The 12,565-nt window shown below is 29.9% G+C and carries 7 protein-coding genes; 3 read left to right on the top strand and 4 right to left on the bottom strand.

All coding sequences use genetic code 11. The features are described 5' to 3' along the window. Positions 1 to 103: 103 nt before the first annotated feature. From AB3U99_RS19950 to AB3U99_RS19935, 4 genes are all read right to left on the bottom strand, one after another. The gene (locus AB3U99_RS19950) at positions 104 to 1,279 is read right to left on the bottom strand and encodes a CDP-glycerol glycerophosphotransferase family protein (protein ID WP_400243460.1); all 1,176 of its coding nucleotides are present in this window, start codon (positions 1,277 to 1,279) and stop codon (positions 104 to 106) included. A 43-nt stretch (positions 1,280 to 1,322) separates the two neighbouring features. Next, positions 1,323 to 2,348: a ribitol-5-phosphate dehydrogenase gene (locus tag AB3U99_RS19945; RefSeq protein ID WP_400243458.1), complete on the bottom strand. Its 1,026-nt coding sequence runs from the start codon at positions 2,346 to 2,348 to the stop codon at positions 1,323 to 1,325. Beyond that, positions 2,341 to 3,057, bottom strand: coding sequence for a 2-C-methyl-D-erythritol 4-phosphate cytidylyltransferase (locus AB3U99_RS19940; protein WP_400243457.1), 717 nt, complete (start codon positions 3,055 to 3,057; stop codon positions 2,341 to 2,343). The genes AB3U99_RS19945 and AB3U99_RS19940 overlap by 8 nt, the downstream gene beginning before the upstream one ends. Before the next feature lie 302 nt (positions 3,058 to 3,359). Beyond that, positions 3,360 to 4,286 carry a LytR family transcriptional regulator gene (locus AB3U99_RS19935; protein WP_400243455.1) on the bottom strand — a complete coding sequence of 309 codons (927 nt, stop codon included), beginning with the start codon at positions 4,284 to 4,286 and terminating at the stop codon, positions 3,360 to 3,362. A gap of 527 nt (positions 4,287 to 4,813) precedes the next feature. On the opposite strand from AB3U99_RS19935, the gene AB3U99_RS19930 reads away from it, so the two are divergent. The 3 genes from AB3U99_RS19930 to AB3U99_RS19920 all read left to right on the top strand — a co-directional run bounded on the left by AB3U99_RS19930 (position 4,814) and on the right by AB3U99_RS19920 (position 12,434). Then, positions 4,814 to 6,181 (top strand): transposase, encoded by a 1,368-nt coding sequence (locus AB3U99_RS19930; RefSeq protein ID WP_400243454.1) that lies wholly within the window; start codon positions 4,814 to 4,816, stop codon positions 6,179 to 6,181. A gap of 121 nt (positions 6,182 to 6,302) precedes the next feature. Then, positions 6,303 to 8,456, top strand: a complete 2,154-nt coding sequence (locus tag AB3U99_RS19925) for a CDP-glycerol glycerophosphotransferase family protein (RefSeq protein WP_400243452.1) — start codon at positions 6,303 to 6,305, stop codon at positions 8,454 to 8,456. A 3-nt stretch (positions 8,457 to 8,459) separates the two neighbouring features. Beyond that, positions 8,460 to 12,434 (top strand): CDP-glycerol glycerophosphotransferase family protein, encoded by a 3,975-nt coding sequence (locus tag AB3U99_RS19920; RefSeq protein ID WP_400243451.1) that lies wholly within the window; start codon positions 8,460 to 8,462, stop codon positions 12,432 to 12,434. The last annotated feature ends 131 nt before the right edge of the window (positions 12,435 to 12,565 follow it).

Raw genomic sequence — 12,565 nt, 5'->3', positions numbered from 1 at the left:
TAAATCTCCTTAACTTCATAAAATGAAACCTTGTCAGTTGAATGGAATTTTACTGACAAGGTAGTAAATAGAATTTCTTCGCTCTCCATTCTATAGGTGGGAATTATCCACTTTTTGAAGGGGAGAGTAGATGGGAAACAATTCTTTTAGAAGCCTGCCCATCGGAATAATCAAAAAATCTATTTTTAAAGGCAGTCATTTTTTCCTCATCAAAGTTTCCGTAATTTATCCAATTAACAAGACTCTCTGTAGTTGAGAAAATGGGTCCTGGTACGAGTGAAACATAGTCATAATAAAAATCTCTTTCTAGCATGTACTCTTCTAAATCGTGAGCAAAGAATGCTGCAGATTTGTTTAATAAACTATAGTCAAAAATAATAGAAGAATAATCAGTAATAAGGACATTTGTAATCAAAAGTAATTCCTCGATTGTAAAGCCATCCGCAATATGAACGACAAAATCATTTAAATCTTCATCAACTTGAAAGTTGGAAGACATGTATGGATGTAAATGTACTAACACTAGTGAATCTTTCTCTAGCTGATCTTTAAGTAATCTAAAGCTGATCGGGCTAACAAATGGTCCTTGCTGATAGCTCTTTCCTCGAAAGGTTGGAGCATATAAAATCAATTGCTTATCTTCAATTGGTCCAAATTTACTTCTAAATTTATCAAGTACTTTATCTTTTCTATTTTGTTCAAAAAAATAATCTGTTCTAGGAACACCTAGTGGAAAAATTTTTGTTTCACTCATATTAAAAGCTTCTGAATAGTAAGGAATAACCTCGGAAGAACTAACATACACTCTTGAATAGTTAGAATGTATTTTAATCGTTTTTATATAGTCTTTACTCGGACCATAGCGTTTTCCAACTAGACTCATCCCAAATTTTTTAAATGCTCCGCAAGCATGCCAAAGTTGAATGATTTCTGTATTTTTACGAGGTTTTATAAGATAAATCAAGTAATGATAATCATCAATAATAAAGTATTTGGAAGTTGCTAAGTGATAACATTCCCTCATTATATGGGAAAAATAACGTAGCTTACTCAGAAGCGAGTTATTCAGTTTAAAAAAAGATTTAATTAATTTATAATCTGTATTCCTATTTTCTATTTCTTGATAAATGTACTTTAAATTACCATTTATTTCATTTGACCGTGTCGAAGCAAAAGTTATTTTTTTCGAATTCACTTTAAATATGATAGAAAAAAAGAAATAGGCAATTTTGATCATTACTTTGGTTAATACAGTAGGTAGTAATTTTATTTTTCTCAAATCAATCTACCTTTCTAACTTATTTAAAATAAATTCATTCACTTTATATTTTCCATTCCATAATTGTTTTCCCCCAAGAAGATGTTAAATCCTTTTCAAAAGCCTCAATAATGGATTGAATTGATGTGACTGTTTGGACTTCTCCAATGAGGGTAGAAAAGTAATCTACGATGTCTGGGTATTCTTTATATAAATCTACAGTATTCTGGAAATCAATACGTCCGCTTCTACTGCTACCAATCAGAATTATGCCTTTTTCTAAAATCATTCTTGTGTTAATTTCCACTGGATATTCAGAAACGCCAAGTATGGAAATAGAGCCCTCGGGTACGATTAAGTCAATGCTCTGGTTAATGGCATATTGGCTCCCTAATCCACCTACACATTCAAAGGCATGATCTATTTCTACTGACTCTGGAATATTATCAATTAAATAAGTTTCATCCACAAAAGAAAAGCGATCTAATTTATACTGTGTTTTTCCAAACGAAATCACTTTACTTTCCGGATATTTTTTCTTTAATATCAATGACATGATAAATCCTAAATTACCATCACCCCATACACCAAACGTATTACGACGTTTATGTGATCTTGATTCAAATCTTGTGATAGAATGCATAGCAATTGTGATAAGTTCTGTAAAAGCTGCAACATACGGATTCATCTCTTCAGGGATTTCGACTAAACGATCTCTTTTTAAAAAGACATAGTCTTGCATAAATCCATCGTAGCCACTAGAACGAAATCTACTTGAACGTAAGTAGTTTTCAGCAATAAATGAATCTTCCGCAGTAGGGTCATTAGGAACCATTACTACTTTTGTTCCATTAACGAATTCACCTTTAGGATCATAAACGACCTTTCCGATTCCTTCATGAATTAGCGCCATTGGCAGTTTTTTTGCCATCGCTTCTTTGCCTCGTGACCCAGTATAATAACGCTGATCAGCATTACATATAGAAAGATGGGTTGGTCGAACGACAATCATATCGGATTTTAAGGAGAAATCTTGGTACGTTACTTCAAATTGTCTTGGAGAAACAAGACGATAGACTTGATTAATCATGGTTAATTCGCTCCTGAATAATAGCATTGGCTACTTTTAAATCATATGGTGTAGTAATTTTAATATTAAATACTTCACCAGTAACGAGCTTCACTTTTTCTCCTTTTAAGACACAAATTTTACATGCATCAGAAAGAATCGCCTTTTGCTCGGAAGACAGGGAATAATAATGCTCTTTCAGCATTTTCATATTAAATGTTTGTGGTGTTTGTCCTTGGTACATAAAATCACGAACAGGGATATTAGAAATAGATTCGCCATCCTCTGATTCGACAATTGTATCAATAGCGGAAATAACGGTATCAACAGCACCAAATTCAAGACCATATTGAATATTTTCCTCTATAATACGATGTGTAATAAAAGGTCGAACGGAATCATGGGTTACGATGATATCATCATGGAATAAGCCAAATGTATCCTCTACATATTTAATACCATTCATAATGGTTCCATTTCTATCTTCTCCACCTTCTATTACTACTAAACGGTCACGATTATCAATATATTTATTAATAATATCATTCGTGTAATTAATCCATTCTCTCGGTGAAGCAATAATAATTTTTTCAAATTGATTATTTAATAAAAACTTTTCGATTGTATGAATAATGATAGGTTTCTCATTTAATGGAAGGAATTGTTTTGGCATACTTACATTTCCCATTCTAGTTCCTTTACCACCAGCAAGTATTTCAGCATATATCATAATTTAATACTCCTTTTACGTACTTAATACTTCTAACTTTTTATATTTTTTGTAATCAATAATTTACATAAATCAAACTAAATATACACTTCTTTTCGAGTCATTTCAACAAATAGCCTATGATTTAAAGGAAACGTAATAGTTAGGTTATTGAAAGCAGAATAATTGAAATTCAAGCACCTTAAAAGAGAAAAAATTTAGGTGATTTGAACTAGTACATTTCGAAAAAAAGAATGAAGATTTTGGAATTATATTATCTACTAAAAAAATAGAGGTGAAGGGCAAATATGCCCAACACCTTTTTATAAATCTAAATGCTCTTTAAGTTTATTTTGAATTTTTGTTTTCTCTGCATCGCTTACTATTAAATACCAAACTTTATTAATGGTTTGTCCAGAACCTTCAATGCTGAACTGTTCAATATCACCTGCAGCATTCTTATAGTTCTTTTGAATATCAACCATTTCATCAAAGGTAATATTCGTCTTTACATTTTTACCAAGAGCGTCAAAAATGTCATTAAAATTGGTTAAAGAATTCAGACTTGCACCTTCTTTAATAACAGCTTGAATAATTAATCTTTGGCGAAGCTGTCTACCAAAGTCTCCACGAGGATCTTCTTTTCTCATTCGTGAAAATTTAAGGGCATCTTCTCCATCTAACGTAATTTTACCTTCTGGGAAATGTACTCCACTATAAGTAAAGTCTAAATCATTATTGACAGTCACTCCACCAACTGCATCGACAATATCTTTAAAGCCTTCCATATTAATTTGCATATAATAATCAATTGGTATATCTAAGAAATTTTCAACCGTATCCATTGACATGGCAACCCCACCAAATGCATATGCGTGGTTAATTTTATCTGTTGTGCCATGACCAACAATTTCTGTGCGAGTATCTCTTGGGATGCTAAGCATTTTAACTGATTTTTTTTGCGGGTTTACAGTCAGAACAATCATTGTATCGGAGCGACCTCTGTCTCCTTCTCGTTCATCTACTCCCAGCATTAAAACAGAAAATGGTTCTTTTTTATTTAAATCTAAGAGATCAGTTCTCTTCTCGGTCACTCGATCAACTGGGACATGCATTGTATCTACTGCATTTGTTAAGGATTTATATACAGTGAATACATACACTAGAATGGCAATAATTAAAATTAATAAAACAAGGCCCGTTATACGTAACCATTTATTCTTTTTACGTTTTGGTTTATCAGATCTCATACTAAAGTAAAACCTCCATATCTTGACAAAAATTGATAAAGCTAATTTAAAGAATAGCAGAAAAAGAGGGGATTTAATATCATTATTTTCCCGAAATACGAGTAAATTTTAATGACTTTAAAGCTATTATTAATTAGTTTTCTAAAAAAATAAAAATATATTCTTCCCTGCAATTTTTGAAATTAATTTTAAATAAATTTCTTTAGGAAGAAGGGACTAAATATATAGACGAATATTTTGTTGAAAAGTTGCAGAAATTTATAATAACAGTGAATAAATATAGAAAATAATCGATGTCGAACCTTGAAATTAAGTGTATAATATGTTCTGTTAACTAAGGATATATTAAATAACTCAACTTTCGGAGTTGAATTTAACTTTTAAAGCCTTACGATTGATAGGGTAGACCCCATTTAATATCCATTTGCTTTTCTTTGTCTTTTGTGAAGATAAAAAGAAAAGACACCTGTTTCTTTGGTAAAATAACGGTGACTAAACCAATTACACAAAGAAAGGTGTCTACCATTATGTTATCGAAAAATTCGTCTTTTGTCCATCTCTCGCAAGCTATGAAACACAGCTTTTCGGAGTTAAATGTGGGAAGGCATTTACGGAATGCGGGTATTACCAAAAAACTTGGATTTTCATGCCTCACCATTTTTCAACTTTTGTTTCTTTTAGTATTTGAACATCGTACCTGGTATCAAGCTTGTTTGAGTAAAAAAGCAACCGTTCTTCCAGGTAAGGATGTCATTTATGACTTCTTAAAGGTGCCTACATTTAACTGGCGCAAGTTTTTATTATCCCTTTCATTTGAAGTTACACAGCGTTTTGAAAGGTTAACTTCATCAAAGAGGATTTCCGTTTTTATTTTGGATGACTCAGTTTTTTCACGTAACCGTAGTAAAAAAGTAGAGCTGTTAGCACGTGTTCATGACCATGTGACACATAAATTTGTTAAGGGGTTCTCCATGTTAACACTCGGTTGGTCTGACGGATTTTCGTTTGTACCAGTTGACTTTGCGCTCCTCAGTTCAACTAAAAAGGAGAACCGTTATTGTGAAATAGATTCTACTATTGATAAGCGAACTTCTGGATATAAGCGTCGTCTGGAAGCTATACAACCTAAACCTGAAATGGCCGCTACTCTTATCCAAAACTGCTTAGATAAAGGCATAGTGGCGGATTATGTGTTGATGGATACTTGGTTTACACATGCGCCTTTAATCGAATCGATTACAGAAAAAGGCTTATTCGTGATTGGCATGGTCAAACAAATGAAGCAACGCTACCTTTATAACGACAAACTATTGAAACTAGATGAGTTGTTTAAGGTAGTTAAGCCCAACCTTCAAAAAAAAGGTGTCTTGGGCTCTATTCAAGTATGCCTTCAAACGGATAAACAGACGTCTGTCAAAATTGTTTTTGTTAGAAATCGCAATAAGAAGAGTGAATGGTTAGCCATTTTAAGCACGTATACTGCCCTTTCAGATGAAGAAATTGTAAGGATTTATGGTATGCGTTGGGACATTGAAACATTCTTTAAATGCACAAAGTCAATGTTAAAGCTCGCAAAGGAATTTCAAGGTAGATCGTATGATTCCATGATCAGCCATACAACCTTAGTTTTCACACGCTATACTCTGCTTGAATGGAGCAGAAGAAATGAACAAGACCCAAAAACAATCGGAATACTCTTTTTCTTAATGTGCGAAGATGTAAAAGATTTGGATATGCTTACGGCTTTACAACAGTTACTAGAACTTTTCGAAACAATGTCAAAAGGTACTGTTTCTTTAAGCACGGAAACTTTAACGGGTCAATTAACACATTGGTTTGAATCCCTGCCAAGTTACATCAAGGGTTCATTGAGTTTTTCTATGTCCGAAAGTTGAGTAAATAAGTAAACGTTTAATTACTTTGTTAGGTGAATGCGGGTATATAGTACTATATTATATTATTCTTAAATAAGAAAGGGATGTAAAAGAGATTAATACGCGTAAATCAAAAGAATCAATGATAATTGAAAATATTCATATTGATGATGGTAGAAAGTTACTTTCCTTTACTGTACCACAAGTAAAGTTTGGAAATATAAGTAATATAGTATTTGTTGAAAGAAAAAATGGTTTTGAATGGTGTCCAAATGAGTACCTTGATTATCATTTAGGACGAGTTTCGATTGAACTTAAAGAATTTATAAATACATATTATAATCAAATCTCCAGATGGGATTTATATTTAGAGATTGTAGAAGATAATCATATAAAAAGGTATCGACTTCGTTTTTCTGATAAATTGGATGAAAAATTCAATCGATATTTTCAATCCATTACTACATTGGATGTAAATGTAGTAACACCCTATATAACCATTAATAATGGTCTTTCTATTGTAATTACTCAACCCAATTATTTAGCAACGGAAAAATCTAACTTAAAGTTTAGAATCTCTTCTTTTGTCATGGAAAAAAATAGGCTGTACTTTAAAATAAAAATAAACTGCCCAAAAACTAAAGGAAACTTTTTATTTCAGTCATTTATTTTAAAGTATAGAAGTAAGGTGGAAAATGTTGAGTATAGCTTCCCAATTAAATCTAATGTGTTAAAGGGGAATACTGTAATATTAACAATTGAATTAGATATTTCTAATTTAAAATTAGAAAAGTATTATTGGGATTTCTTTTTAGAGATTGTATATAAAGAAGAGAGATTCTTGGCAAGGATCAATAACCCTTCCGGAAGAATAAAAAAAGGATTAGGGAAAATTAAATCTCGGCAGTCCTATGAATATGGCGATGGCAATTGGGTTTATCCTTATTTAACGTTAGCTAATACAATTGCATTAGTATACAAAGAAAAGGAACTTCATGAAACAAATAACAATCAATGGAAAGAAAAAATTGCATGGATTGTTTCGGTGCTTTTTAAATGGTATTTTAACAAAAAAAATATTTGGTTAGTCTTTGAAAAGTTTTCTGACGGTGCTCAAGATAACGGATATTATTTCTTCAAATATAGTTATGAAAATAGTAAGAAAAAGAATCTTTACTATATTATAAAGCAAGATTCACCGGACTATAGCAATCTAAAAGCAATGAATGACAAAGTTATTCATTATATGAGCTTTAAATATATGGTCTATTTGTTTGCAGCCAAGCTTTTAATCTCATCAGAAGCAAAAGGACATGCTTATGACATAAGAGCATTAAGAGGAAGATTAAAAGACAGTTTAGAACAAAAAAGATATGTATTTCTTCAGCATGGGGTCATTGCTCTTAAAAGAGTGGATTCTATTTATAAAAAAAATAGTAGAAATGCTGCAGATTTATTTGTTGTATCATCCGAACAAGAAAAGGAGATAATTGTAAATAATTTTGGGTATCAAAAGGATGAAGTAATTGTTACCGGTTTAAGTAGATGGGATGTCCTAAAAGATAAATCGGGAAAAAATAATGAAAGAAATATAATGTTAATGCCCACATGGAGATCATGGATGGATGATATACCAGAAGAAAAATTTATCGAAACGGAATATTATAAAAATTATACATCATTAATGAGTTCAAATTCCCTACTCGAAATGATGGAAAACAATGATTTGTATCTCCAATTTTACATCCATCCAAAATTTAAAGAGTATATTGATCGATTTGAAAGTTCTAATAATCGAGTAAAAATCAATCAATATGGAGAAATCAAAGTAAATGAATTATTAATGAATTCAAAAATACTCATAACAGATTATTCTAGTGTTGCTTGGGATATGTATTTTCAAAAAAAGCCAATCCTTTTTTATCAGTTTGATCTTGAAAATTATCTTAAATATCAAGGAAGTTATATAGATATGGATAATGAGTTGTTTGGAGATCGTGCATTTACTTTAGAAGAATTAGAAAACAGCATCCAAAAGTATATAATGAATAATTTCCAAGAAGAAGAAAAATATGCTGAAATGAGAAAGAATCTATTAAGTTATACGGATAACAATAATTCAAAACGTATTTTTGATGAAATAATGAAGCATAAACAAGTTCTTAACAAGAGAAAGAAAAAGAAGCAAAGCTATAGAAATTCCGACTTTTTAAGACTGTGTTGGGATGTAGCTAAGAAAAACGCTTGGACATATAAAATAGCATTGAATATAAAAAATAAATTAATAGGTGATTAATCAATGACAGAGATTATATCAGAAAAAATTAAAAATATGAATAAGGTATATTTTAAAGATATTAATTGGAACGGGGATAATATTGCTATTTTGTTCGAAAGAGAGATAGCAAATTATCTCTATGAAAATAACATGGGGCTAAAAGTGGTTTTAAGGGGAAAAGCAGATATATATGATATTGAATTTAATCGAAATAAATTGATAGAAGAAAAGATAATAATTGTTAACGTGAAATCAATTTTTAAATTAATAAACATCGATTACTTAATGGATGGATTAAATAATAATATATTGGATTTATACCTATCTTTCGGTGATAAGAAGCTTAAACTTACAGCCAATAATTATATAGTTAATAATAAACAAACAAGATATTTTGAGCCAATATTTAATGTTGTGGATGAGTTGGCTGGTATTCCTTATCTTACACTTAAAAGTGAACTTTCGATTTTGGTTGGGCATAGAAAAAAACTATGGCTTTCTTATTGCGATATATATGATGGGTTTGTGAAATATGAAAAATTAGATATTAAAGAAGAGTGTGTAGCTGTTTATTTCCAAGATTTAAATTTAGATGACTATGATGAATATGACTTTTATCTAGAAACCAAAGATGGAAAAGATAAAGTTTTAGTAGAATATTTTCATTCAGATACTCAATCTGTAGATTTGAATTTATTAGGTATTCAATTAGAACAGAATATTAGTTATCAATTAGTTTTCGAGGGGAAGCTTGACAAAAATATTGTTCGCTTAAGAGTTAGACAACCGCATAAGGAGACAATACTATACTCTAAGGTAGTTTATAGTGAAGAAAATAGAAAAATAATTTTAAACAAAGATAACAATGAATTGAATTTTATCGCATTCGATAGAAATGAGCATATAATCTTACTGGACAGCAAGCTTGAGGTTAATGATGTGAGAATTATAGATGAGAATGTACATATTAAATTAAACGATAAAATTCTCATTGAAGTGGAAAAACTGCAAAAAGAAGGTGCTATTAAGGATATATATATATCACTTCATTGCAAAGAATACGAAATAAGAAGTGACTTTAATCTTAACGAAAAAAGTGAACTTGTCGTATCGCTATCTAATATAGATGAAATTAGTAATAATATAGAATCTATAAAGTGGAATATCTCTTTACAAGTTTCGTTATCTGATTTTAAAGTGGAATATTTTCTACAACAAGAGGCACTGAATAAAAATGATTATTCTAATTTAAAGCAGATAGTTAGTAATTGGTATGCTGTTAAATATATTAATCCAGAGGGATATTTACAGATTATTACTATGAATAATAGCGATATTTATAATACTTTAACACAGCCTATAATAAAAAATACAATAGAAATAAAAAATCTAAAGGTTAAAGAGAATAAATTAATATTTTCTATATTAAAAGGAGAAGAAGAGAATAAAAATAATCTCGAGTTTCTTGCAATAAACTTAACTACAAATGAGAGATACAAAATAAATGATGTAGTTATAAATGATTCCCAAATAGAGATCGACTTTAGAAATGATTTAGAGTATTTTTCTAAAAAAAATAGTGAATGGGAAATTTACTCAGTAGTCCATAGAAATTCATATATAGAATTAAATAACTTGATTTTAAATAACGGTACCATTATTCCAAAGTATAAAAAATATTTTGAGCGTTTATCATACAGAATAGACTATGATATTATACCGTTTCTAAATGATGAGAACAAACTAGGATTATCTATTGACAAGGAAGAAGCAATTAATCAAAAAAGAATACCTAATAAAATAACTAAAGGTAAATTAAATATAAAAAATATATCGATTCAAGAAAATAAATTTAACTTCACTATTAGTGATGGATTTCTTTCAGATAGGGTGCCAGGTAAAATAACATTTTATCTTGTAAATAGAAAAGACAAACAAAAGTATTATTTTGAGAATCAGAAAATTCAAGATGATAAATATGTTGAATTAGACTTTAGCACTTTTGCAAATGAATTTGCGGAGAAATATTCAAGATGGAATATGTTTGCGGAAGTAATTTTTGATGACTGTATTGAGGAGTGTCGAGTGGGTGATTATGATACTCAATTGAAAGGCAAATACCAAAAGTATTTTGAAAATTTGTCTGTGATTGACAATTTCGTTGTTGCCTCGTATTTAACCATTAAGGATGAAGTATCTATAGTAGTTAAAGATATAAAATTCTTTTACCCTGAAAAATATAATATTGAAACCTTTATACAAAAAATAAAATTGAAGGGGAAATATTTAACTGGTAGATTTACTGTTTCTGTTCCTTTTAAATTGAATATGGAAGTGAACGAATTAGTCCTAAAATTAAGGTCCAAAATTGAAGTTGAAGAACATTTAATAGAATTTTCTTCGAAAAAAATAGGAGCCTCCACAATACAAGTAGATTTCTGGTTAAATATAGAAAAGACAGAACTTAAGCAATTCTACTATGAGATATTCTTAACGCTTTCTATAAATGGGGAAAAGGTATTTAAACGATTAGAAAATGCATCAAAGAAATTACAAAGGAAAGTAAATCATTCTATTCTTTCTAACAGATATTTGACAGATAATCATAGTATCGTGTATCCATACATTACTCCCAAAAATGTTTTTTATCTAGCTTATAGACAAATGGATAGTAACGAATCGAGCAATGATGTAATAAATGAGTTAATTGCTTATCCGCTATATAAGCTGGCTAAGCCTTTCTTACACAAAAAAAATATCTGGTTAGTATATGAAAAAAATTCAGAAACTGCACAGGATAACTCTTATTATTTCTTTAAATATTGTTACGAAAATCATCACGATAAGAATATATATTACGTTATTAAAAGGAATGCAGCTGATAGGGTTAATTTGAAGGGGATGGAAGATAGAGTAATTTACTTTATGAGTATTAAGCATTTGATATATATGTGCGCTGCTAAATTACTTGTTGCTTCGGAAACAAGAGGGCACTTATATTTATGGAGACATCAAAAAGGTAAAATCAAAGATATCCTAAATAAGAAGAAATTCGTTTTTCTTCAACACGGAGTTACAGCATTTAAATTGAATGATAATGTTTTAAGGAGAGACTCTGATAGTGCAGTAAATTTATATGTAGTTACATCTGATTATGAGAGAGATATTATTAGTAATGGTTTAGGGTATGATCCTAAAGAAATTATTGTTACAGGCTTTACTAGATGGGATTATTTGGTTGATAAATCCCATCAAACGACGCCGAAAGAAATATTTTTAATGCCAACTTGGCGAGGTTGGTTAGATGAGGTTCCAGAGGATGACTTTGTCAATACACCATATTTTGAAAATTATATGGCCTTTTTAAATTCAGATAAGCTACATTCTTTACTAGAAAGAAAAAACTTAAAGTTGAATTTTTTTATTCATCCAAAATTCAAACAATATATCAGTAAATTTTCATCTGAAAGTCCATATATTCGTATTATTTCATTTGGAGAAGAAAAAGTTAACGAATTATTGATGAGAACATCATTATTAATTACTGATTATTCTAGTGTTGCTTGGGAAGTGTATTATTTGAAAAAACCAGTTATTTTCTTCCAGTTTGATCTAGATGAATATGAGCGATTAACAGGAAGTTATATAGATATGAATGAAGGTTTATTTGGAGATCGAGTATTTAATTCTGATGATTTAATAAATACAATTACTGATTATGTGCAGCAGAACTTTAAGGAAAAAGATATTTACGCGTCTCAAAGAGAAAGATACTTCAAGTATATTGATAATCACAATAGTGAACGAGTTTATAATGAAATAGTTAGTAGTAAGGTATTATTTGAAGGTGAAAGTAAAAGGAAGAAATTAAGATATGAAAAAATACGAAAAAATAAAATGGTGTCTTACTTTTGGAGTAAAGGTAATAAATATTCAAGAATAAATAAATTAGCAATGAAACTAAAAAATTACGTACGCAGAAGACTCTTGAATTAACTCGAATTTTGAAAGTGTGATTTAAGAATTCGTGCATATCAGGCTATAATAAAATGGAATAACCTGTAACCAATAAAGATATTACAGGTTATTCAGATATCATTCGAAATTAGTTGATTTTTTAATGAAGT

This window comes from Niallia tiangongensis, from assembly GCF_044704065.1.
In the GTDB taxonomy this organism is placed as follows: domain Bacteria; phylum Bacillota; class Bacilli; order Bacillales; family Cytobacillaceae; genus Niallia; species Niallia tiangongensis.
This window is presented reverse-complemented; position numbering and strand designations above follow the sequence as displayed.